The organism is Leptospira biflexa serovar Patoc strain 'Patoc 1 (Paris)', from assembly GCF_000017685.1.
GTDB classification, from domain to species: domain Bacteria; phylum Spirochaetota; class Leptospiria; order Leptospirales; family Leptospiraceae; genus Leptospira_A; species Leptospira_A biflexa.
On the sequence record NC_010602.1, the window covers coordinates 825,803 to 849,413 of the forward strand.

At 38.8% G+C, this 23,611-nt stretch carries 24 protein-coding genes; 12 read left to right on the plus strand and 12 right to left on the minus strand.

What is annotated here, in order from left to right; all coding sequences use genetic code 11:
* From LEPBI_RS03980 to LEPBI_RS03990, 3 genes are read left to right on the plus strand one after another with little or no spacing between them, the layout of a single operon-like run.
* Entirely contained in the window at positions 1 to 2,100 is a 2,100-nt protein-coding gene (locus LEPBI_RS03980) for a GAF domain-containing protein (protein WP_012387824.1), read from the plus strand.
* A gap of 9 nt (positions 2,101 to 2,109) precedes the next feature.
* Positions 2,110 to 3,507: an MBOAT family O-acyltransferase gene (locus tag LEPBI_RS03985; RefSeq protein WP_012387825.1), complete on the plus strand. Its 1,398-nt coding sequence runs from the start codon at positions 2,110 to 2,112 to the stop codon at positions 3,505 to 3,507.
* Between the two features lie 23 nt (positions 3,508 to 3,530).
* A complete protein-coding gene (locus tag LEPBI_RS03990; RefSeq protein WP_012387826.1) occupies positions 3,531 to 4,574 on the plus strand; it encodes a hypothetical protein in 1,044 nt (347 codons plus the stop codon).
* Here LEPBI_RS03990 and LEPBI_RS03995 read toward each other — a convergent pair.
* From LEPBI_RS03995 to LEPBI_RS04005, 3 genes are read right to left on the minus strand one after another with little or no spacing between them, the layout of a single operon-like run.
* Entirely contained in the window at positions 4,536 to 4,721 is a 186-nt protein-coding gene (locus LEPBI_RS03995; RefSeq protein WP_012387827.1) for a DUF5808 domain-containing protein, read from the minus strand. The genes LEPBI_RS03990 and LEPBI_RS03995 overlap by 39 nt on opposite strands.
* 25 nt (positions 4,722 to 4,746) lie before the next feature.
* Entirely contained in the window at positions 4,747 to 5,832 is a 1,086-nt protein-coding gene (carA, locus tag LEPBI_RS04000; RefSeq protein WP_012476157.1) for a glutamine-hydrolyzing carbamoyl-phosphate synthase small subunit, read from the minus strand.
* A gap of 46 nt (positions 5,833 to 5,878) precedes the next feature.
* The gene (locus tag LEPBI_RS04005) at positions 5,879 to 6,448 is read right to left on the minus strand and encodes a hypothetical protein (RefSeq protein WP_012476158.1); all 570 of its coding nucleotides are present in this window, start codon (positions 6,446 to 6,448) and stop codon (positions 5,879 to 5,881) included.
* A gap of 175 nt (positions 6,449 to 6,623) precedes the next feature.
* Here LEPBI_RS04005 and LEPBI_RS04010 point away from each other — a divergent pair, with 175 nt between their 5' ends.
* On the plus strand, positions 6,624 to 7,526 hold the full coding sequence (locus LEPBI_RS04010) for a porin OmpL1 (protein WP_012387830.1): 903 nt from the start codon (positions 6,624 to 6,626) through the stop codon (positions 7,524 to 7,526).
* A 60-nt stretch (positions 7,527 to 7,586) separates the two neighbouring features.
* Here LEPBI_RS04010 and LEPBI_RS04015 read toward each other — a convergent pair whose 3' ends face one another.
* From LEPBI_RS04015 to LEPBI_RS04030, 4 genes are read right to left on the minus strand one after another with little or no spacing between them, the layout of a single operon-like run.
* Positions 7,587 to 7,895, minus strand: a complete 309-nt coding sequence (locus LEPBI_RS04015; protein WP_012387831.1) for a 4a-hydroxytetrahydrobiopterin dehydratase — start codon at positions 7,893 to 7,895, stop codon at positions 7,587 to 7,589.
* A complete protein-coding gene (locus tag LEPBI_RS04020) occupies positions 7,892 to 8,779 on the minus strand; it encodes a DMT family transporter (protein ID WP_012387832.1) in 888 nt (295 codons plus the stop codon). Before LEPBI_RS04020 ends, LEPBI_RS04015 begins: the two co-directional genes overlap by 4 nt.
* Positions 8,769 to 9,425, minus strand: coding sequence for a uracil-DNA glycosylase (gene ung / locus LEPBI_RS04025; protein WP_012387833.1), 657 nt, complete (start codon positions 9,423 to 9,425; stop codon positions 8,769 to 8,771). Before ung ends, LEPBI_RS04020 begins: the two co-directional genes overlap by 11 nt.
* The gene (locus tag LEPBI_RS04030; RefSeq protein WP_012387834.1) at positions 9,415 to 10,626 is read right to left on the minus strand and encodes a hypothetical protein; all 1,212 of its coding nucleotides are present in this window, start codon (positions 10,624 to 10,626) and stop codon (positions 9,415 to 9,417) included. Before LEPBI_RS04030 ends, ung begins: the two co-directional genes overlap by 11 nt.
* Positions 10,627 to 10,669: 43 nt before the next feature.
* Between LEPBI_RS04030 and LEPBI_RS04035 the strand changes: the two genes are divergently transcribed.
* Positions 10,670 to 11,584 (plus strand): DMT family transporter, encoded by a 915-nt coding sequence (locus LEPBI_RS04035; protein WP_012387835.1) that lies wholly within the window; start codon positions 10,670 to 10,672, stop codon positions 11,582 to 11,584.
* A gap of 40 nt (positions 11,585 to 11,624) precedes the next feature.
* Here the strand turns inward: LEPBI_RS04035 and LEPBI_RS04040 are convergent, their stop codons facing one another.
* Complete coding sequence (locus tag LEPBI_RS04040; RefSeq protein WP_012387836.1) at positions 11,625 to 12,683, minus strand: AI-2E family transporter; 1,059 nt, start codon at positions 12,681 to 12,683, stop codon at positions 11,625 to 11,627.
* A complete protein-coding gene (locus tag LEPBI_RS04045) occupies positions 12,680 to 13,201 on the minus strand; it encodes a cyclic nucleotide-binding domain-containing protein (RefSeq protein ID WP_012387837.1) in 522 nt (173 codons plus the stop codon). The genes LEPBI_RS04040 and LEPBI_RS04045 overlap by 4 nt, the downstream gene beginning before the upstream one ends.
* 58 nt (positions 13,202 to 13,259) lie before the next feature.
* Here LEPBI_RS04045 and bioD point away from each other — a divergent pair, with 58 nt between their 5' ends.
* The 7 genes from bioD to serB are packed head-to-tail and all read left to right on the plus strand — an operon-like array spanning position 13,260 to position 19,859.
* Positions 13,260 to 13,949 (plus strand): dethiobiotin synthase, encoded by a 690-nt coding sequence (bioD, locus tag LEPBI_RS04050; protein WP_012476159.1) that lies wholly within the window; start codon positions 13,260 to 13,262, stop codon positions 13,947 to 13,949.
* Complete coding sequence (gene bioA, locus LEPBI_RS04055; protein WP_012387839.1) at positions 13,939 to 15,270, plus strand: adenosylmethionine--8-amino-7-oxononanoate transaminase; 1,332 nt, start codon at positions 13,939 to 13,941, stop codon at positions 15,268 to 15,270. Before bioD ends, bioA begins: the two co-directional genes overlap by 11 nt.
* Before the next feature lie 57 nt (positions 15,271 to 15,327).
* On the plus strand, positions 15,328 to 16,383 hold the full coding sequence (bioB, locus tag LEPBI_RS04060) for a biotin synthase BioB (RefSeq protein WP_012387840.1): 1,056 nt from the start codon (positions 15,328 to 15,330) through the stop codon (positions 16,381 to 16,383).
* A 59-nt stretch (positions 16,384 to 16,442) separates the two neighbouring features.
* Positions 16,443 to 17,990: an MFS transporter gene (locus LEPBI_RS04065; protein ID WP_226992876.1), complete on the plus strand. Its 1,548-nt coding sequence runs from the start codon at positions 16,443 to 16,445 to the stop codon at positions 17,988 to 17,990.
* Between the two features lie 24 nt (positions 17,991 to 18,014).
* Positions 18,015 to 18,194, plus strand: a complete 180-nt coding sequence (locus tag LEPBI_RS04070) for a hypothetical protein (protein WP_002975048.1) — start codon at positions 18,015 to 18,017, stop codon at positions 18,192 to 18,194.
* A 19-nt stretch (positions 18,195 to 18,213) separates the two neighbouring features.
* Positions 18,214 to 18,939 (plus strand): SGNH/GDSL hydrolase family protein, encoded by a 726-nt coding sequence (locus tag LEPBI_RS04075; RefSeq protein ID WP_012387842.1) that lies wholly within the window; start codon positions 18,214 to 18,216, stop codon positions 18,937 to 18,939.
* A gap of 2 nt (positions 18,940 to 18,941) precedes the next feature.
* Entirely contained in the window at positions 18,942 to 19,859 is a 918-nt protein-coding gene (serB, locus tag LEPBI_RS04080; protein WP_012387843.1) for a phosphoserine phosphatase SerB, read from the plus strand.
* On the opposite strand, the gene mutS is transcribed toward serB, so the two are convergent.
* From mutS to LEPBI_RS04095, 3 genes are read right to left on the minus strand one after another with little or no spacing between them, the layout of a single operon-like run.
* Positions 19,830 to 22,352 (minus strand): DNA mismatch repair protein MutS, encoded by a 2,523-nt coding sequence (mutS, locus tag LEPBI_RS04085; protein WP_012476161.1) that lies wholly within the window; start codon positions 22,350 to 22,352, stop codon positions 19,830 to 19,832. The two genes, serB and mutS, sit on opposite strands and share 30 nt — an antisense overlap.
* On the minus strand, positions 22,336 to 22,968 hold the full coding sequence (locus tag LEPBI_RS04090; protein ID WP_012387845.1) for a phosphoribosylanthranilate isomerase: 633 nt from the start codon (positions 22,966 to 22,968) through the stop codon (positions 22,336 to 22,338). Before LEPBI_RS04090 ends, mutS begins: the two co-directional genes overlap by 17 nt.
* 16 nt (positions 22,969 to 22,984) lie before the next feature.
* Positions 22,985 to 23,605, minus strand: a complete 621-nt coding sequence (locus LEPBI_RS04095) for a TetR/AcrR family transcriptional regulator (protein ID WP_012387846.1) — start codon at positions 23,603 to 23,605, stop codon at positions 22,985 to 22,987.
* Positions 23,606 to 23,611: the final 6 nt, after the last annotated feature.

Consider the following 23,611-nt stretch of genomic DNA (forward strand, 5'->3'; position numbering starts at 1 on the left):
GTGGGACTCCTAGACCGGGCCGAAGAAATTAATAAAACTTCGGAAGCTAAAGTATCCTCATCTCCCACTCCCAAAAAAGAATCCCCTTCGTTACTCAAAAAAGCTGAACATTTTCGAGAAGAAGAACTACCTAATCATCAAAGTTTGGCGGAGCCAGTAACTGTTTCAGATTCAGACTCTGATTGGTTAGAAGATGCGATTTCTGATACACTGGCTACCGAAATTGGAGACTTACCAAATCCAGACGGAGAAGAAGAATTTGATTTAAGTGATATCCCAGAATTAACAGATTCCGACTTCGGAGATTTGAGTGAAAGCCATGATGATTGGAAAGAAAATCCTGTATCCAATTTAGAAGACGATTTGGATTCCATTCATGATGAAACAAATCCATATGAACCAGTTGAACCTGATTTAGGTGATGACCTTGTCGAACGTGATTACCATGATGATTTATTAGAAGCGGATGCACCTCTTCCTGAAGTCAATTTATTTGATGAATGGGAAAACGAAGCCAAAAAAGAAGCCGCCAAGCAACCGTTACGTCAATCAAAAGAAGACCCAGCTCCGATTGGCGAAGAAGTATTATTTGATGATGAGTCCGATTTTGGAACTGCACCGATGTCTTACCATCTAGCGTCCAAAAAACGGATCGAAAATTACCAAGCCATATTTGAAATCACAAAGGAGATTGCTTCTTCCAAAGAGTTCTCAGATTTTTTTGATAATCTAGTTTATAGTTTAATCGGGCAAGTTGGTTGCCAATCTGTTGTTATTTTAACATCTACCAATCCAAAGAATTTGAAATGGGAAGCAATCGCCGCGCAAGGGATCCAATCAAAAGACTCTTGGTATCTGACACCAGGTGACGAAATTTATGCACGGATTTCTGATTCCGAAACAGTAATTTACGCAGGTGAGTTTAAGTCTTCACGTTTACCAAACAGAGAATTGAATTTGTTGAAAGAAATGGAATCTGAGATTCTTGTCCCCATTCGACATGGTGACAAATGTTTCGGAGTATTATCACTCGGAAAACTCATCAATGGTGAAGAATACATTACAGATGATTTAGAATTTGCTAAAATTGTTGGTGATATTGCCGGTTCTGTTTTTGAAAGAGTTTCGGAATTTGAAGCCATCAATGATGAATTGGTGCATGCCAAAGAAGTCATTGAAATCAATGAATCTGTTCTACAATTTGCACGTGACTTTTCCAAAGTTCGTAAGATGGATGAAGCTTATGACTTTTTAATTGATAACATCAAAAACAAATTAGGTGTAAAACAGTTTTCCTTTTTAGTCCTAGATTCAGAAACCAGATCCGATTATATTGTGTTTGGATCAAATTTCATATTACCAGAACGAACAAAAGACTTCCGACTCAGTAAAGATTCGGATATCATTGGGATGGTTTCCAATGTTTCAGGAGTGTATAAGTTAGAGAATTTCAGAGAGGACTCTGAATTAAAATCTATTTTCACAAATGACGAATTGGGTATTATGAGCGAATTTACGATACTCCCAATTATCAACTTAAACTGGTTAGTTGGTATGGTCATCATCCACTCGACAGGTTCTGCTTGGACAGATACAACTCGAGATGTGGCAGTGTCGTTATTGGAAACATCAGCTCCAGTGTTTGCCAATTTACTAATCCTCCAGGAAAAAGAAGCACTTTTTAGAAACCCATTCAATCCACTGGAATCAAGGATTTTATTGGAAATTGAGAAGGCATCAACTCTCAAAGCATCATTTACTGTTTCCTTATTCAAAATCCAAAATGTTTCCAGAATGATCCATCTAGTTGGCACAGGTACATTTGCTCGTTATGCAGATACATTAAGAAAAACAATGATGGATCACATCAGCGAATTGGATTTTTTTACACGGGTTGGACAGGGCAAATTTGTTTTAGTTTTACATGGGAAAGACAAAGAAGAAACAGATGTTGTGATCAAAAAAATCAAATCATCTTTTGCGAAAAAAGAAGAAGCCATCATTGGGAATTTCCGGGCAAGTTACCGTGTATTAACTTTGGCATATCCACATGATACAAAGGACAAAAATCAATTTTTGGAAATGGTTGAAGAAGCCTAATCAATTCTTGTGTTATTCAACTCCCTGACGTTTCTTTTACATTTTTTTGTATTCTACTTAATTTATTATTACTCATCATTTCGGATTCGAAAACTACTACTGCTCATTTTTGGGATCTATTTTTATTCACAATGGGGAATTGGTGGCACAATTTTACTTTTTGCCTCTATTCTTTTTAATTATACGATTGGAATTTTAATCGATCGAAGTTCGTTAGCAAGAAAAAAACACCTATTTGTTTTTGGTATTGTATCGAATGTTTTGTATCTTGCTGTATTTAAATATTTTTTGTTTGTATGGGGAGTTCTTTCTGATATTAGAATCGAATTTGGAGAAACTCCAATCCAATGGAAACCCAATATATTACTTCCGATTGGAATCTCCTTTTATACATTTCATAACATTAGTTATTTGATTGAAGTGTATGACAAAAGGATAATGGTATGTAAAAATATTTTTACCTTTATCCTTTATGATTTATTTTTTCCATTACTTTTGCTTGGACCCATTGAACGACCAGGTAATTTGATTCCACAAATAGAAGCCGAACGTAAGATTTCAAAGGGAATGATTTGGAATGGATTGTCTCTTTTTTGTTTTGGTGTGTTCATCAAATCGAGTATTGCGGATCCCTTGTCTCGTTATGTGGAAATCCACGTCTCTTCCTTTACCAGTTTAGAACCGGGAATTTTATGGATCATTGCCCCTACGATTGCCTTTCAAGTTTATGCTGATTTTTTTGGTTATTCCCTTTGTGCAATGGGACTTGCCGAAATGTTGGGATTCGAACTGATGAATAATTTCAAAAGGCCATTTTTTTCCTCCAACCCTTCGGAGTTTTGGTCAAAATGGCATATCTCACTTTCGACTTGGTTACGTGATTATGTGTACATTAAGTTAGGTGGGAATCGACATGGTTTTTTTCGTGAAAACATAAACTTGATGTTAGTTTGGTTTTTGACCGGAATTTGGCATGGAGCAGGTTATGGTTTTATCATTTGGGGTTTTTATTTAGGTGTTTGCCTGATTCTCTATCGAGTTTTAAAACATATTGGACTAACCAAATTCCAAAACAAAATTTTCACTGGATTGGGGATTGTATTTACGTTTTATACTTTTTCTCTTGGATTATTATTATTTAGGATTACTGCCCCTTCCGAGAGTTTACTTATATTGAAGAATTTAAAATCGATACCAACATTACAACAAATCCCTTTTTCACTTTTTTTTATCATATTCCCATTGTTAGTTTTTGACCTTTGGCAAGAATGGAAACAGACAGAAAGGCCAACATTTTTTATTTCAACAAAACCTTATTTCGTTTCTGCCATTTTGGTGTTCTGTTTTTTTTGGTTTTCCATTGTATCACCTTTTGGAAAAGAAGACTTTTTTTATTTTCAATTTTAAAACTAAGTATGTAATCAAATTGTATGAAAATCCGTTTTCTGTTTATCATTTTTTTGACGATATCGATTGTGATGCATTCCACGTATGGTTTTTTCATTTCGTTTTGCGAAACAACTTCTATTTATTGGTTTTTTGCGAATGATCGAAAATGGAATCCCAAAACAAAAATTTTAGTGTTAGGTGATAGCCAGATTGTGAGTGGTATTTTGCCAGAAACAGTTGCAAAAATTGAAAATGTAGAATTGGATGAAGTATTGTACCTTCCAAGGCCAAGCCAACAACCAGAAGGAATTTTATCTGATACATACGAGTCCATACAGAAGCTTCCTAATCTAAAGAAAATTTATGTAAATTTATCTCCTCTCAATACCAGTAAAAACTCAATTACAGATGCTCACAAACAATTGTTTTTTTCCTTTGGTAATTTTAAATTATATCATCTCACCGATCCACTTTTACGGAAGGCTTATTTTGGCAATATAGCAGATGTAAGTTGGAAGTTTGTGATTCAAATTTTTCCATATTTTGGGCTCAGTTCCAATTTAAACCGTATTTTTTACGATCCCATTGTCCAATCGGATCTAACGAGAAGGAGATTGGAATCTGAATCCATACAAAAAAGTATGGATTCAGAAAGTGGTGCTTGGATTTGGAAATCGATTGGTGATTCTCCGAGCTTACAAGAATTGGATGAATTTCAAAATTTGAATACATCCATTCTTTCAGGAAAACGTAACCTATCCATCCAGTTATGGAATCAATGTTTTCAAATTTGGAAGGAACACAGATTGGATGTTGTTGTGCTTAGGATTCCATTTTCACCGAAGATGGAATTGGATATGAGAGATAAAAAAGCGAATTTGGTTTCTGATGGATACCTAGAGAAGATCCAGAGTGAGAATGTTCAAAATCGAATATTTGTTTATGATTTTAAACATGAGTTTTTGAAGGAATATTCTTACTTTGCTGATTTGACGCATCTCAACCAAAAAGGAAGAGATGCTTTTGCGAAGTTATTAAAAGTAAACTTACTTAATCACACCAACTCTTCTGCCAAGAGCATGTAAGTTGATCCCCCAACCAATTCCAAAAAATTGTTTGGGAGTGAGTATTTCTTCTGTACTTGGATCCCAAATATCTTTAACGAACGCTTCCGCAGAAATTTCAGTTCCGTACGGTATTCCCCAGAAATTTTTATCTTCTTTGTATGACATATAACCCCCTTCGGTTTACCAAAGTTTATCCTTTTGAGGTTTCTACCATAGTATAAAATTCTTGGAAATGATAGGCTGAGTCATGAGGACCCGGACAAGCTTCCGGGTGGTATTGGACTGCCATCACAGGTAATCCTTTTGTTTTGAGTCCAGCTACCGTATTGTCAAAAAGATTGAGACGTGTGATTGGCATATCTTCCGAAGACTCGCCGAGAACATGAAAACCGTGGTTTTGAGAAGTGATTTCAATTTTACCAGTTTCTTCATTTCTTACTGGATGATTCCCACCTCGATGACCAAACTTAAGCTTGGCGGTCTTTTTTCCGAGCGCAAGTCCTATGATTTGGTGACCTAAACAAATTCCAAAGAGTGGCTTTTTTGCATCCATGATGGTTTTGGCTGATTGGATTGCATAATCGAGTGGAGCTGGGTCACCTGGACCATTGGATAAAAAGAAAGCATCAAATCCTTCTTTGAGTAAGTCTTCTGCTTTTGTTTTAGCCGGGAAAACATGAACATTAAAACCAGCGGAATCAAGTAAACGTAAGATATTTCTTTTGATACCAAAATCATAAACGGCAAGTTTAAATTTACTCGGAGAGTGTGCGCCGAAGACATATGGCTTTTCGCAAGTCACAATTTGGGCTAAGTCTTGGCCTTCCATTGAAGGTGCATTCTTTACAGTTTCTAAAAATGAATCCTCGTAAGTTTCACTGATAAAGATCCCACAATTCATGGCACCAGAGTTCCGAATGATGCGTGTTAGTTTGCGTGTGTCGATCCCTTCGATGGCAGGCACACCAAAACGAATTAGAAATTCACTGAGTGTTTCTTTCGATTGGAAATTGGAAGGTCGTTTGACATATTCTTTCACGATGAGGCCAGATGCCTGAATACGATCAGATTCCATATCGTCGGGGTTGATTCCGTAGTTCCCAATCATTGGGTAGGTGAGTGTGACAAGTTGACCTTTATAGGAGGGATCCGTTAGTATTTCCTGATACCCTGCCATGGAGGTATTAAAAACTACCTCTCCGATCGAATTCTTATTTGCACCGAAGGATCGGCCCTTCATGACCGTTCCGTTTGCTAAAACCAAAAAAGCCTGCATCAAATCCATTCCAAGGAATTGGGCCAGGCTTGCGAACAAAAATTCATCAATCTTTTACATAATAACGTTTGATCCGGTCATAACGGTATTCCCCGTCAATTGTGACTGTTTTCATTTGGGAAAGGGCTTCTGCCATTTCTTTTGCATCCATTGGGTCAATGGTGATGTAAAACCGTCTCCCACGCACTAAATATACGATTTGGCCAGTCGATGGATCTGCTTCCACCACTTGGCCTTGGATGGTTTTTGTCTGCGCTTGCCGGGCTTGTGAGGTCACTTGGTATTTTTGGAATACATGGGGTTTGCCCACACAAAGCCACTGGTCCGAAGTGGGGGAACTTTGGGCTGCTTTTCCTTCCACATAAAGATTGCCTTTCGTTTTGTTTCCAAAACTAAGGCTCATGGTTTCGGGATCACATAGGATGGTTCGTTCCCGTAAATTGGTTGCATCCAAAAAACGAAAGTGGGAGTTTTCACCGACTGACTCCCAACTGATCAATTCGCCTGAAAAACGAATCACCTTTCTCTCTTTGGCACTCCCACTGGTAGAAAAAAGAACAAAAAGCCAAAGGAATCTGCAAATAAGGAAAAGTTGTTTGGACCGGGTTAGACTCATTCGAAATTCCACATTTAACACAATTTTCGTGAAGATTTAACAATTTTATTTGACAAATCTTATGAGAAGCACTAGTTTCATTGCAATTGTCGGTATGAACGGCTGCTCACTGGCATTCGTTTGTTCGCAGGAATGAAAAAAATTCAGGAAACACTCACTAAGGAGTAATCATCAAATGCTGAAATCTCTACGATTTGGAATGATGGGGTTCGTACTTATGTGCTTGGCTGGTAGCCTAAGCGCACAATCTGGTCCTCGTTCTTATGTTATGTTCGGTTTGGGTATGCAATTCGACCTTGCACAACTCGGTGGAACCATTACGAAAGATGGACTAGATTCAAGAAACCCACAGTTAAATGCTGCAGGAACACCTACAGGATCTCTTCAAAAAGCAATCTATTCAGAAAACACACTTATCAGTTTGAAACGAACAACTGGTGGAGCAGTTGGTGCAAAAACCAACGGAGCAATGGTGGGTGGTAACGTAAACGTAGGTTACGAAAAAGAAGGAGTCTTCGGAGTTCCTAGCCTTTTTTGGAGAGTCAACGTAAACTATACCACAAAAATTATGGGTGGTGATACATCTTCAACTGTTATGGGTTACAAGTGGTTAGACCAAGAGTGGCAATACACTGCTTGGACTGTTCCTACATACTTAGGGATTAAATTATACAATGCGGCAAATGACACAGCGGTGTACATTGGAGCAGGGGTAAACTACTTCCAAGGATGGTGGGGAGTTTCTGGAACGATCAACAACCCAGGACTTCAAACGTTCGCTCCTGGATTGTTAGGACCTGGCGGATCACTTCTTGGTGATGCTCCAAATCCTGGAATCCACAAAGAAAACGTACGTTTCGGCGCAAGTGGGTTCGGTCTCAACTGGCTCGTGGGTGCACAAACAAAAATCACTGACAAAGGTCACCTTTTCTTCGAATTGGAAACCATCCTTTCTGCTGGAATGGGTGTTGGTGGAGTACAATCAATCGGTGGAGCTTCTGCTCTTGCACCTTGGGTAGCATATCCAGTGGTCATCGGTGGACAAACTTACCGTGTAGGTTACAAATTGGAAATTTAATCAGTTCACTACTGATTCAGAAGAAACCGGTGTTGGATTCCAACCCTGGTTTTTTTTTGCCTAAAAATTTGTATGCTCCATCAAACGTTTGATCCATTCGTAATCTTTTTTGGTCAGCGTATTTTGGTCATGGGTGTAGAGTTTGAGTCGGACTTGGTTGTAAACATTCCATATTTCGGCATGGTGATCCAAAGATTCAGATACAAAGGCTAGTTTCGTTAAGAATAAAAATGCAGATGGAAAGGAAGGGAATTTGTATTCCATGGTGAGAAAAGGGATACCATTTTCTTTGTTCCATTTCCAAAGCGGGTAGTTGTTCAGAAGGGTTTGGATTTCCGTTTCGGTAAGGGAAGGATTGAGTTCTTTCATGTTTTTACCTTTCGTTTGTGGAATACAATCAAATACAATCCTAAAAGGATAATGGCTCCACCACCTAATTTTTGCAAGTCGACTGGTTCTTTCATAAATAATATTCCCACAAACATTAAAAAAATAGGTTCGATGAGAAGGGTTGCATTGAGTTTACTAATCGGTAAATAATTATGTGCTTCAAAATAAAATGCTCTTCCCAAAAAATAACCAAGTAAAGAGCAGAACCCAAGGATGACAATCGTTTGCCATTCAGGGATGGCAAACGATCCAATACCCAAGGCATAAAGTAAAAAAAATACACATAACAAAAACAAACGAAGGTATGCGAATTCCAGTCCTAAAATTTCTGGGATGTATTTTTTGATTAAATAACTTTGGATCGCAAATAAAAATGCGCTAATTAGGATACAAGATGCGGAGATCAAATTGATCTGACCTTGCAAAGTCGAAATCAAATAGATTCCAAAGATTGAGAGTATTATCCCAAAAACTTCTCTGTCCTTAAATCTTTCCCCCAGGAATACCACTCCAAGGATCACATTGTACAATACAGTGGTTTTGATTAGGATCGCTGCAGGGCCTAGGTCAGTTTGTTTTAAGGCATAATAATACAAAACGATCCCCATAGCATTGGATAACGTTCCAATGAGAAGGATGAGGCCATCCCTTCGAATGGTAAGGATTACTTTGGTCCTACGTTTGGCAGAACTTAGAAAAAAGGGTGTCACAACAAGAAAGGCAAAACCCACACCAAAAAAGGCCGCCATCTCTGGCGATAAATGAAACCTTCGGAAAACTTCTTTAAATCCGATGACTTCAAAAGCGAAAAAGACTCCGGTTAAAAAGACATAAAAGTATCCTTTTTTTTCATTACCAGTCAATGCTTTGTTTTCCTGCAGAAATTAAATATTCATTGGTTTTTGAAAAATGTTTATTTCCCAAAAATCCTCGGTAGGCAGAAAGGGGAGAAGGATGCGCAGACTTTAATACCAAATGTTTGTTTGGTGGAATCAAAATTTCTTTTTTACCTGCAAACGAACCCCATAATAAAAATACCAAGTTCGATTTTTTTTCCGCTAAGGTTGAAATCACAGCATCGGTAAATATTTCCCATCCTTTGTTTTGATGGGAACCTGCTTTGTCCTTTTCCACTGTGAGGGTCGCATTCAGTAAAAAAACACCTTGTTTGGCGAGGTAACTTAAATTCCCTGATTTTGGAATTGGTTTTTTTAAATCATCTTGGATCTCTTTGAAGATGTTTTGTAAGGAAGGGGGGAAGGGGACACCTTCTAAGACAGAAAAACAAAGACCATGGGCTTGTCCAGGACCATGGTATGGGTCTTGGCCAAGAATGACCACTTTGACATTGTCAAAAGGGCATAAATCAAATGCATTAAATATCTGTTTGGCGGGAGGGTAAACGATCGTTGATTTGTATCTTTCTCTCACCCACTCCCTTAATTCTGTAAAATATGGTTTTTTAAATTCATCTTTTAAAACCTCTTTCCAGCTAGATTCAATTTGCACGTCTTTCAGAACGAACCTCCGAATGAAAAAATAACACCCGTAAATCGATCCCACCATGTGTGACATGGATTGTTTTTTTTGAGAAATTACGCAATTCTTTCATACAATCAATCCATTTCTCTTCGGTTGGACATAGAATGAATCCAATGATTGAAAACACATTCTTTAGGTCCTTAGATAAAACTTCGAGGCGGTTTGCAATTTTTGCATATAATTTTTCGTCCGGGCCAGTCCTTTCGTTCTTTCGATACCCATAAGGAGGGTTTAGGGGTAAAAAATAATGGGAAGTGTTTGTTTTTCCCTCAGAGAAAACAGGGAAGGTTTTTAAAAAATCGGAAATGGTATGATCTATTGTGTCCACATGGATCCAATCTTTCCAATTTGAGAATTCTTTGGTCCAATAAGATGTGAGAGCTGGGTCTGTATCTTGGATCACGATTGGTGTGAAGTTCGATTCGATCGCACCGAGAGCTTTTTGTTTTTTTAGAAAATGTTCATGTGATTTGTTCGGGAAAAGGGTTAGTTTCTTCCAAACAAAATCCCTTGGTAAAGTTAAAAAAGGCAGTTTTTCCTCACCTAATTTCCATTCAGTGGCGAATGTCATTGTACCAGCAAATGGGATATAAACTGAATTCACCTTAGATTTAGGAACGGAAAAAATTTGAAAACATTGTTCGATGAGAATAGAAGCTAGGTCTTCCGGAATGGGTGCGCTTGTCGGGAAATTTGCTTTGATCCCTCGTTTATAACCGGGTTCCCCTAAAACGGAAAGTGAAACCGTCACTTCATCTTCAAAAAAACTGATGTGTAAGTTTTCTTTGATTTCATAAAATTTGGTTTCAGGATTGGAAAAAAGAGGTTTTGCGATGGAGACTGCTTCTGTTAAAATTCTGTCCCATTCTTCTTCTCGTTTGTCTGCTGACATATCCCAATCAGTCGTACGAGCAATCACAAGGCGAAGGTCTCTGATGAAATAACCATGAAACAGAAGGTAGGTGATCTGATGGGCATTCGTATTTTCAATTTTAATTTTTTCTGAAAACGTGCGTACATTAACTTCTGGTTGGTTGGGAAGGGGGACTTGTTCTAAAATTTCTGTTACCTTTTCGCCTACCCATGTCGAAGTTCCGGGTGGAAAGTACAATTCCCATGTCAACGTTGTCCCATGTTGAGGTTTTCTGATTTTAAATTTCCAATTCATCTTTTCCTTGCTATCCGTATTTCTTGGGAAAGATTGACCTTACATGTCTAGGATCTTCACGCCAGAACTCTTTTTGGTGATTGCCGCCATTCTTTGGGGTGGAACCTTTGTGGTCATCAAACTTGCATTGGATTCGGTGCCTCCTTTTTTATTTTTGGCGGTTCGATTTTCACTCGCGGGGTTCATTACAATTTTATTGTATCGGAAAACTTTATTTTCCAAGGCAAATCGAAGATGGGATTATATTGTTCCGGCTTTTTTTGTCGCATGTTCCGCTCTCCTTGGTTATGCCTTCCAAACCATTGGACTCGTTTATACATCAGCAACGCAATCTGGATTTATGACAGGGGCTTATGTCATCTTTGTTCCTTTACTGGAAATTGCCATCGAACGAAAACTTCCATCCTTACGAACTTGGATAGCAGTGGTTATCGTCGTCATCGGACTATTTTGTATTTCACAAAATGGAAAAACCTATGATGAATTTGTGAATGAATTTGGATTTAGTTATGGGGATGGACTCACTCTCATTGGAGCCTTCTTTTTTGCGGTATATATTATATTGATCGATATTTATAGTAAAAAAATCCCAACGCAAATTTTGGTTTCATTTGAAATATTACTCATCGCGATTGTTTCAAGTTTCTTATTTCCTGTGGAATCCATTTTTTCAAAACAGTCTATATCCATCCAATTTGATCTAAAATTTTGGATTGGGATCATCTACACTTCTGTATTTGCGACAATTTTCACAACACAGATCCAAACAAGATACCAGAAGGCTGTTTCACCAGCAAGGGCTGGGTTACTCTATAGTTTGGAACCTGTTTTCTCTTTTTTTCTGGCCTATCTCGTATTAGGTGAAAGATTGGGTACAGTGGGAGCGATTGGATCATTATTAACTTTATTTGGCATTTTGTACTCGGAAATGGGGAAATGGAACAAACGAGAAGAGTAGGTTTTGGACATACTCCTCTTTTTTAAGTCAAAAAAGAATGTTAGATAATTTGATGTTCCTTGAGTGCATGATAAAGAATGCCAATCGTAACCTTTAGTATCGATAGAACTGGAATCGCTAGTAACATTCCAAAGATCCCGAAAAAATTTCCACCGACAGCAATCCCAATTAATATCGCGAGCGGATGTAAGGAAACCGCATTGGCAATCACTACAGGTTGGACAATGGCATTGTCTACGAGTTGGGCAACAATCACGACAGATGCAATGGAACCAATAGAAGGTGACATTTCAGGAAATAAAATCGCAAAAAGAATGGGTGGGATGGCTCCAATCAATGGTCCTAAATACGGAATCGAATTGGCCACTCCTAAAAATACACCAAAGAGTACAAAAAATTTCATTCCTATAAAATAAAATCCAATGGAAGATACCAATGCCATGATCCCACATTGGATCACCAAACTTTTTAAGTAACTCGTGATTTGTTGGTTCATTCGATAAAAAACCATCAAAAACATTTCAAAAAACCGATTTGGTATAAAACTAATCATTGTCTTGTAAATTACATTTGCATCGAGTAACAAAAAGAAGCTGATGATTGGTATGATGATCATCCAACTGATGAATGTTGGGATCATCACGACAATACTTCTTAAAAATTCTTCTAAATTATTTGTCGCTAGTTTGGCAATCTCTTCTGGATTGATGATTTTTTTCCAGAGTTCTGGGTTTTTAGAGACAACTGGTAATTTGGTAAAATCTAAAAGTTGAAAATTGGGGTCATCCATTTTGATCGACCATTCTGAAACGATTGGTTGTGCCTTCTCGAATAAATTGGGAAGATAAAAAGCCAAAAACCAATAAGCGAACGTGATGAGAAATGTAAAGATCACAATGATGGTGATCGCACGATGGATTCCCCTGGATTCAAAATAATCCACAACTCCATGGAAAATATAAAAATGAATCCCTGAAATCAAAAGTGGGATCGCTAAAAACTTAACACCTACAATGCCGATGAGAATTGTCAATGCAATGAGGCCAAAAAAAGCAGACCGTAACACTAAGGATGAGATCGAATTTTCTTTGAAGTTCATCTTGCCTTATTCTTTTTGCTCTTAAAGTAAGCCGCTTCTAATGTATCGTTTGTTTTGCGAAGTCTATCTGCGATGATAGAGGCAAAACTGAGGAGCAAATCATTTCCAACTCTTGGTTTTGTTTCTAATAATGTTTTGAGTTCTGGTTGGAAAAAACCAAGTAAGATAGAATCCACAAGTGTGACTGCAGTTGCAGATCTTGGAAAATCTTGGAAAAGAGCCAGCTCCCCAAAAAATGCGCCTTTTTCCAGTTCGGCGAGTTTTAAGGTAACACCTTCTCTTTCGGAAAAGATTTCTACTTTTCCTTGTAGGATTAAATAAACCCCCGTACCCGCTTGCCCTTGGTAGAATATAGTTTCACCCGCATAGTATTTACGTTTATGAATGAGTCTTGCCACTTCACGAAGTGTCCTTCGTGACATACCTTCAAAGATGGCCGTTTCACGTAAAAAATGTGAAATCTCTGTAATGGGATTGTCATCGCGTTTGAGAATGGATTTCCAAAGGGGAAGTTGCATATTGCCTCTACTATATAAATCGGATGGACGAGGTCTGGAATTGATAAAACTTGCTCTTATGGGCCAAGCTTTTTATGTAACGGGGACAGGAACCGATGTCGGGAAAACCTTTTTTTCCAGTCTGTTCATGGCAAAATATGCAAAAAAGTATGGATTTCGTTATTGGAAACCGATCCAAACAGGATCTATCAGCGCGGATGATACAACCTTTGTCCAAAAGACGACAAGTTTACCAGATTCTTATTTTTTAAAACCAAACTATGTTTTTAAAACACCAGCAAGCCCTCATTACGCGGCAAAAATAGAAGGTCAAACCATTGATCCAAAATCACTTTTGTCCTCCGTCTCAAAAGAGAGAAAAACTAATACTTTGATTGAAGGGGCAGGGGGAGTGTTTGTACCCATCACGGAAGATTATCTCACGATCCGCGCCATCCAAGAATCCAATTTGGGTGTGGTGGTGGTAGGATCTACTGAACTAGGAACCATCAATCATACCTTAATGACATTGGAAGTGTTAACCTCACGTTTTATACCCGTATTTGGATTTTATTTGGTGGGCCCCGAAAACTCTCTCCAAGAAGACAATGCCACTATGATACAAAGATTAGGTGGGGCTTCCTTTTTGGGATTTACCAATTTCCCTGAACAAAAATTGACATCTGATGAGTTTATCAGATTTGCCTCAGAACATTTTGATCCAAACCGAAATGTGATCGATGTTGTATTGAATGCAGATGAGGAATGAAAATCCCGTAAACACATACACTTGGGTGCCTCTCACAATCCAAGATGAATCGGAAACATTATTAAATATCGTTTCTGCAGAAAAAGAATTTGTAACTGATAGTGATGGGAATGTATGGATTGATGCCATCTCTAGTTGGTGGACGATGATTTTTGGGCATAGACACCCAAGGCTTCTTTTGGCATTACAAAACCAATTACAATCTTTAGATCATGTGATGCTTGCTGGGAACATCCATGAACCAGCAGAAAACTTATCGAAGGCCATTTTAGATCTTACAGAATCAAATTTTGCGAAAGTGTTTTATTCGGATAACGGATCCAATGCGATTGAGATCTCTCTGAAACTTGCGATCCAATACTATCAAAATCTTCCCAATTCTAAACCAAGATCTGAGTTTTTGGTTTTTTCCAATTCTTATCATGGTGATAGTATTGGCGCGATGAATGTCTCGGGACAAAACTACTTCAATCGAATTTTTTCAGAGTTACGTTTCCCAACAAAAGAATTCCCTGCACCAAATTGTATGAATTGTCCCTGGGGCAAAAAACCGGATCATTGTTCTACGGAATGTTTGTCAGATTTAGAACTCGCTATCAAACAAAAAGATTTTGCAGGCATTGTGATTGAACCTTTGGTCTTTGGAGCCAACGGAATGCTTTTTTATGATAAAAAGGTTTTGGTCAAACTAAGAGAACTTGCCACTTACACAGGCACCTTACTCATCTTTGACGAAGTATTTACGGGGATGGGAAAATTGGGAGAACCGTTTGCTTTTCAAAAGGCTGGCGTTGTCCCAGATTTACTAGTATTTGCGAAAGGATTAACAGGTGGAATATTACCTCTCGCTTGTACTCTCGTTCCAAAGTTTATTTATGAAACCTTTAGATCCAAAGATCCGTATAAAGCTTTTTTCCATGCACATACCATGACAGGAAATGCACTCGCATGTAGTCTTGGTTATGAAGCCATAACGATGTTAAATGAATTTGGTCTCACTCAAGTTAAAGAGTTAGAGAAAAAATTAAAACAATATGCAGAATCGTTTCAAAAGAAAATGGGAAATTCGATTGAGAATGTCAGAGTGATGGGTGGGATTTTTGCCTTTGAGTGGAAGGAACCTGTCGCCAATGATGAGTATCTCAATCCCATCGGAAAACAAATTCGAAACTCACTACGAAAATTTTTGATCTTACTTAGGCCTCTAGGGAGAACCATTTACATCACACCTCCCTATACCATTTCCGATGCATCCTTGGAAAAGATATTTTTTGCCTTGGAAACGACACTGCTTGGATTTTTAGAACCAGAAAAATACTAAAACTCCCATTCCATTTTCTTCGTTTACAGAGTCACCCACGCAAAAGATTTTGTTCTCATGATTGCAGAAGTCCAAGAAAAAACTATCTCTTCCTCTCCCTCTATCATTTCCGAGGAAGAAGCCCTTCAGATTCTCAAAGGGGAAGTCCCACTTTTACCCGTGGTAGCAAAGGCTTCGGAAGAACGATTTCGTCATTTTGGAAACCGAGTTCGGATTCATATCTTAGATAATATCAAAAACGGATACTGCCCTGAAGATTGTGGTTACTGTGCCCAAAGGAAGGGTGGTGAATCTGGGATCCAAGAGTATTCTTTAAAATCACCAGAGGAAATTTGGGAAGATGCCAAAAAAGCCAAAGAGAATGGTGCCTACCGATTCTGTATGGTCACTTCAGGCCGAGGCCCAACGGATAAAGCGGTCGATAAATTGGCAGAGACCATTTCCAAAATCAATGGGGAACTGGGGATGAAGGTCTGTCTTTCTGCAGGAATCTTAGATGGCAAAAAAGCAAAAACCTTAAAAGACGCAGGACTTGATCGATACAATCACAACCTCAATACATCGGAATCCAAATACAACGAAATTTGTTCGACTCATACCTTTAAAGACCGACTAACAACACTCGAGGCGGCAAAAGAAGCTGAGATTGGTTTGTGTTCCGGGATCATTGTGGGAATGGGGGAAGAGCTAAAAGACATCGTCCAAGTTGCCTTTGAACTAAAAAGGTTGGGTGTGATCTCCATCCCAGTCAACTTTTTTATCCCCATCAAAGGCCATGCCATTCAAAAGTCAACACTCACACCTGAATTTTGTGTCCGAGTTTTGTCTGTGTTTCGTTTGGTAAATCCTGATTCTGAGATCCGTGTGGGTGCCGGTCGTGAAGGGCATTTGGGTTTCTTACAATCAATGGCTCTTTATGTTGCCAATTCCCTCTTTGCAGAAGGGTATTTGAATGTGAAAGGAAGCGAAATGGAACAAACCATGAATTTGATTCGTGACTGTAATATGGTACCAGAGTTCACTGAAGGAATTCCTGAAGGATGGGAAGACTACGATTCCAAGTTTTTATACGACGAGAAAAACTTTCCGGAACTCTATAAACATAAAAAGTAGTTTGCCTTTTTTACTTTTGGCGGTATCATGCTCCTACTTTACCGCCTCTAGTGAAACACATGCAAAAACCGTCTTTACCATTTGGAAAACAAATTAGTTATGCAGTAGGCCAACTTGGTTGGTCTACACTCATCAATATCATCGGCCTCCACCAAGTTTATTTTTATCTCCCTCCAGCACCCAAACCAGGCCAGGACTGTTTCCCTGATTTAATTGAAAAAATGGCATTTTGGGGCCTTTCCACGATCGGTGTGGTTGCCGCGGTCGGACGATTATGGGATGCGTTCACCGATCCACTCATTGCAAACTCTTCAGATCGCTTTTTTTCACGATTTGGAAGGAGGATTCCGTTTTTGTTTTTAGGTGGGATTCCTTCTGCCGTCTTTTGTTGGTTAATCTTTGTCCCACCACATAACTTCGTTTCTTCGACCAACTTGGTTTGGATGACAAGTTTCATGTTACTCTTCTATTTATTTTTAACAGTGTATGTCACACCATTCTTTGCTCTCATCCCGGAGTTAGGCCATACCCCGGAAGAACGACTCAACCTTTCTACTTATATCTCGGTTACGTATGCACTAGGAATCATTGTTGCCTCCACAGAACCAATGATTGCCAGTGTCCTGCAGTCTAGTTTTGTTTTTGATGCCGATCCATCTCTGCAAACATTAGTCTCTAGGCAATATGCTCTTGGTATTCTTTGTATCTTCGCTGCCATTTGTATGTACTTCCCAGTATTCACCATCCACGAAAAAACTTACTGTGAATCGGAAGCATCCAGTGTTCCATTTAAGGAAGCCATTTTACTCACCTTCAAAAACAAAAACTTTTTGTATTTTGCACTCTCCGATTTGTGTTATTTTTTGGCACTCACCATCCTCACAACAGGAATTTCGTATTATGTAACTGTCCTATTAGAATTGGAAAGAGACTTCGTGACCCAACTGCTCACCGTCATGTTACTGGTTTCGTTTGCGTTTTACCCCGTTGTGAATTTTGTCGCACGTAAAATTGGCAAAAAGAGAACGGTTCTCATTGGGTTTTATCTATTTTTAGCCTTGTTTTTATCCATCTTTTTCATCGGTAAAAACAGTTTGCCAATCTCACCGTATATCCAAGGTTATATGATTGTTGCCGTTGCAGCCATCCCAATTGCGATTCTTGGAATATTACCAAATGCAATATTAGCAGATATTGCTGAACTTGATTCATTAAAAACAGGATCCAAACGAGAAGGTCTTTTTTATGCAGGAAGGACCTTTATGCAAAAACTAGGACAAACACTTGCCGTATTGATCTTTAGTTCCGTGATTTTACTTGGTCTCGACAGAGACTCCAAACAACAAGTTTCACCCAATGTGACAGGCATCATTGCTCCCTCTGTGGCGGATTCTAAGTCAGATCTGAAAAAAAATAACGAGACTGAGGCAAAAATAAGTAAGGAATCAAGTATTTGCAAAGTCGAAGAAGTAGAAACTGGTGGGGAACTCGGGGTTCGATTGACAGGACCTTTGGCTTCTGCATTCTGTTTACTTGCAATTTTTCTCTTTGGTAAATACAAAGAGGATGAAACTTTAGAAGAGATTGCAAAGATACGTGGTAAATAAATCCTGGTTTTTGGAGCTATTCAGATGAGATATCGCATTGAGACAACCAAGTTAAAGAACGGGTATATCGAAGCCAAACTCATCGAGACAACCACAAATAATCCGATTGAATTTCGGATTTGTGACACGGAAGAATATGCGCAGGCCCAGATCAAAGATTGGCAAAAGCGCTTCCGAATGAATGAACCACAAGAACAGGATTAAATTCTTCCTTCGATGGGGCGTGTCTATCGCCCTGGTTTTGAGTGTTACCAATTGTAATTCCACCTCAAAACGAGATTACTTCGACTCTAATTTTAAGTGTTTTGCGGAACCAGGTTGGCGTGATGATGCCAATTTCAAAAAGTATATAGAGAAAGCTTGGCTCCCCACACGCCTGTTATACGCTAAAGACAATTCCAAAATCAAACGATCCGATATTGTTTTTACAGGAGATAGTTTGGTACATTTGTTTTTACCAAACCTCATGGCAAAAGAATTTCCTGGAAAGTCTGTTACCAATCGTGGGATTGGTGGAGATATGTCAGAAACTCTCCTCTCTCGCATTGATGATGATGTGTTACGCCTAGAACCAAAAACAGTCGTCATTGAAATTGGCGGAAATGATTTCATCCAGGGGAAATGTTTGAGTCTTGTGCAAAACAATTTACTTTCCATCATCAAAAAAATCCATTCACGCAACCATCAAATCCGAATCTTTTTAATTGCGGTTCCACCCACTCGAGTGAAGGAACTCAATCAGATTGTACCTGTTTACAATTTGTTTTTAAACCAAGTCGCAAGGACCACGCAGAATGTTGAATACATTGAAGTTTGGGACATCATGCGGAAACCGGATGCACCCACACTCAGTGAAGAGTTCATTCGTCCCAATGGCGACAGTTTACATTTTAATGAAAAAGGGTATGAAATTTGGGGTAAAAAATTACGACCTTATTTACAAAAATAAAAATGAATTCACTGCTTTTGATCTCTCGTTCCCCGATTCCTGATTCCATTTTACACAAAACATTCCCCACACACATTCGAAATGTGAGTGATCCGTCCTTCCAGGGGAATCAACCAAGTTCTGTTTCTCTTTCAAAGATTTTGTTTTCTAACAAGCTGGGATTACACTGTGTGAGAATCGAACGCAGTGAAACACTTAGCCGTGACCAAATTTTACACATTCGCGACGAATTGGCAAAGGACAAAATCGATTTTTTAGTTATCAATTCTTTGTTACCAAAATCAAAAGAATCTCTTTTTGTTTTTGATATGGATTCCACTGTCATCAAGGAAGAAGTGATCGATGAACTCGCAAGAAAACATGGTGTGTATGAAGAAGTTGCGGGTGTGACAAAAAAAGCGATGGAGGGCGGTATGGGATTCGATGAAGCCCTAAGGCTTCGTGTAGCTCACCTTGCCGGTTTATCGATCCAAAGTTTTAAAGAAGTATATGATGTATTACATTTAAACGATGGAATGGAAACTGTATTTCAGTTTGTTCCATCAAACGGATGTAAGCTTGGAATCTTAAGTGGGGGATTTAGTCCCGTCCTCGAATTATTTTCAAATCAATATCCAGTGGATTTTTTTCGCGCAAATGGACTCGAAGAAAAGGGCGGCGTTTTTACAGGCCAAATCCACGGAGAAATCATCAACCGAGAAAAAAAAGAATTCTATTTAAAACAGTATGCAAGCGAACTTTCCATCCCGATCGAGAGGGTGGTGGCTGTTGGCGACGGAGCAAACGATGCACTTATGTTAAATGCCGCTGGCATTGGCATCGGAATCCATGCGAAACAAGGATTAAAGGACAAAATTACCAATTGGATTGAATTTACAGATTTATCGGCTTTAATTTTCCTCTTGGAGAATTCGTTTTAATTCATCTAAGATCGAAAGAGCCTCAAGAGGTGGAATTTTGTTTGGATCAATTTGAGAGATTCTTTTGATCACCTTTTCTTCGTTTGCTGATAAACCATTTGGTTCTTTTTCAAGAATGTTTCCAAACAAACTTGGTTCTTCATTTTTGATTTTGATTTCCCGTTTTTTGGATTCGAGACCAACCAATATTTCTTTTGCCCGTTCCGATACTGTTTCGGGAATCCCTGCTAGTTTTGCCACATAGATCCCAAAGGATTGTTTGGATTTTCCCCGTTTTACTTTTTTTAAGAATAAAATTTCGCCATCCTTCTCAAAGGTATCCAGATATAAATTGAAGATCCCTGCCCCTTTTTCAAGTTCTGTTAATTCATGGTAATGGGTGGCAAAAATTGTCTTTGGTTTTGGAAAGTTTTTACTTAAAAATTCTAAAATGGCCCAAGCAATCGACAAACCATCGTAAGTTGACGTGCCACGTCCCACTTCATCAAAAAGGATGAGACTATTTTCTGTGAATTGATTGAGGATGGTGGCAGTTTCCCTCATTTCTACATAAAATGTCGATTCTCCTTTTGTTAGGTTATCCCCAGACCCTATCCTTGTAAAAATTCGATCCACGATGGAAAGGGATGCTTTTTTTGCCGGTACATACGAACCCATCTGGAAGAGGATTTGGTTGATGGCAATTTGGCGCATAAAGGTTGATTTTCCAGCCATATTGGGACCAGTTAACACCGCTATGGCGTTCTCTTTTGGATTGAGTTCTAGGTGATTGGGAACAAACCGTTCCCCTATGGGCAAAAATGTTTCAACGACTGGGTGACGAGAATCCATATATTCAATGATACCATCATTTCGAATTTCCGGCCTAATCCATTGGTATTCTTCTTTGATTTCGGTGAGAGAAAGATGATAATCCAAAGAGGCAACTTCATTCGATAAGGTTAAAAAAGCTTCATATAACGAGATACATGTGGCAACCAATCTGTCAAAAAATTGTTTTTCAATCCGTTCGATGATTTCATCAGCTTGTAAAATGGCCCGTTCTAGTTCTTCGAGTTTTGGCGAAGTAAACCTTTCCCCAGTCACTAAGGTTTGTTTTTTCAAAAAATGAGAGGGGACGTCTTTGGCTTGGGCTTTGGATACTTCAATAAAGTAACCAAGGATTTTGTTGTATCTGATTTTTAGGCTTGAACAACCTGATTCCTTTTTTTCTTTCTCTTCGAGTTCTAAGATCCAATCCTTTCCTTTTTCTCGAGCAAGGATGGCTTCATCATATTCTTTGTGAAAGCCAGATTTTAAAAAGGGAGAGTTCCCGAGAAATACGGGAAGTTCCCCATCAAATAGTGTGTTTTGAAATTCCAATACCAGAGATTCTAAATCGTTAGGAAGTTTTGAAAAGTCATAACCAATCCCATCCAATACAGCTTTCATGAGAGTCACAGCTGTTAGGCTTTTTTCGATCCCTCGAAAATCACGTGGTAAGGCTTTACCTACGCGGAAACGAGTGATGACACGTTCTAAGTCGATGAGGTCACCGAGTGATTCTTTGATTTTGAGTCTTTCTTTTTTGTTTTGAGTTAAGATTTCAATTTTATCCCAATGGTCTTTGATTTTGTTTTCATCGCGAGTGGGAAAAAGAATCCTTTGTTTGAGATACCGTTTCCCTGTTGCCGTGAGACAACGATTGAGAACCCCAAATAAAGTGTGGTTTTTGTCATTCGGATTTTCGACAAGTTCCAAGTGAGATACAGTTTGTTCGTCTAAAATCAAATATTCGGTTTCATCTATCCTTCTTGGAGATTTAAATACAAAATTTTGATTCCGATAATTGTATTGTAAATACGCATCTAATACATGTACTACGGTATCAATTCCGGCACCTTTCTTTTTCGGAACATATTCCTTTGGAATTTGTGTTAAAATGATTTTAGATTCTTTCGAAAGAGGAGGGATATCGTCCGTATAAATCATTTCCTTTGGGGAAAATCGTTTGATGGTATCGAGAATTCTTTCTTTCTCCGATTCTGAAAAGAAAAAGTAAACAAGCTCTGAAGTGGAAACATCTGCAAAGGCTAGGTAAACGGAAGTTTTTTCTTTATAATAAAGAGATAGGTAATTGTTTTGATACCCACCTAGTAAATTATCCTCTACCACCGTGCCAGGTGTGATGATCCGAACCACTTCCCTCGACATGATCTTCGCCTTAGGGTCGTCAGGTTTTGTTTGTTCACACACCACAACTTTTTTCCCTGCTGAGATCAGTCGTGAGATATAACTTTCTGTGGCATGGTATGGGATCCCGGCCATGGGGATTTGATTTTGTCTTTTGGTGAGAGTGATGTCTAAGATTTGTGCGGCGATTTTGGCATCATCCAAAAACATTTCGTAAAAATCACCCATTCGAAAAAAAACAATTCCATCTGGATGGAGTTCTTTCACTTCCAGATATTGGCGCATCACTGGTGTATTCAAAGCTTCATAGGTTTCGGACATTTTGTACCAATTGAATGATTTTATTAGGATCTTTTTTTCCGTCTGTTTCCACACCACTCGCCACATCGATTCCAAAAGGGTGTAGGGTATCCAGTGCAAGTTTCACATTGTCGGGAGTGATCCCTCCAGCAAGTAAGTATGGTCGTTTTACATTTGTTACATATTCCCAAGGGAAGGTGTGGCCACTCCCACCGCCAAGTCCCTTTTGGAAACTATCTAGGATCACAAGTTCTGAGTTTGGTTCTAAAGTTTCGTCAGAATCGATGGGGGATTGGATGCGGATGGCAGGGAGTAATTGTTTTTTTTTTGTGAGGGAGTCCCATAAATCCTTTGTGACCCATTGGTCTCCGCGGATGAGTTGTACCAAATCGGGTTGGAATTGTTCTGTGATCTTTTGGATTTCTTCCGTTGAGTTTTCAAAAAATAAAAATACCAATTTTGGGAATCCAGGCAAATGGCGAATGGAAAGGAGTTCTTCCGCCATGATTGGATCGATCTTACGTGGGGAACGGGGTGAAAAATTAAGTCCTACAAAGTCCACACCGAGTTTCTGACACAACTCCAGTGTGGTAAGGTCTTTGATTCCACAAATTTTGATTTGGTACTTGGTTCCCATCGAGAACCAGAATGGTTCAGCTCAGATCAGAGGCAATCGATCCTTTGTACCCAAAGTGCAAAAATTTAAGGAAACTGTCTTGGTAAACCAACATGTCTTGTTTCGAAATTCCTTGTCTCACCATCTGAACAAAGATATTCAAGAAAAAGGATAGAATATTGCGGACTACGAATTCATCCACTTCCCCTTTGTAACCAGGATTTTTTTGTTTGAAGTTGTTGTACTGTTCAAAGTTGATTTTGGTGAGCCTTGTGAGTACCGTGTCTGGAAATTCTTCCAAATGCGAACCTTGTGCCTTTGTGAGAAGTAGGATAAAATCATCTCGGTTGGCATCCACATAATTGAGTGCAATGTGGAATCTTTCTTTCCATGCCTCATAACTGTCGTTAAATCGTTTTTCAAAATAATCCGGATGGGATACATAAGCGAACGCTTTTTCAAGCCCTGACAACACAGGTTGTAAGATTTCAGTGAGTAAGTGTTCTTTGTTCTCGAAGTAATTGTAGATATTACTCGTGGAGACCTTTGCTTTTTTGGCAATGGTGCGCATACTGGCTTTTTCAAAGCCGAGTTGGATGAACTCTTCACGAGCCGCTTGTAGAATTTCTTTTCTGGTATGTTCTTTTGGAGTTTGCATAGTCCT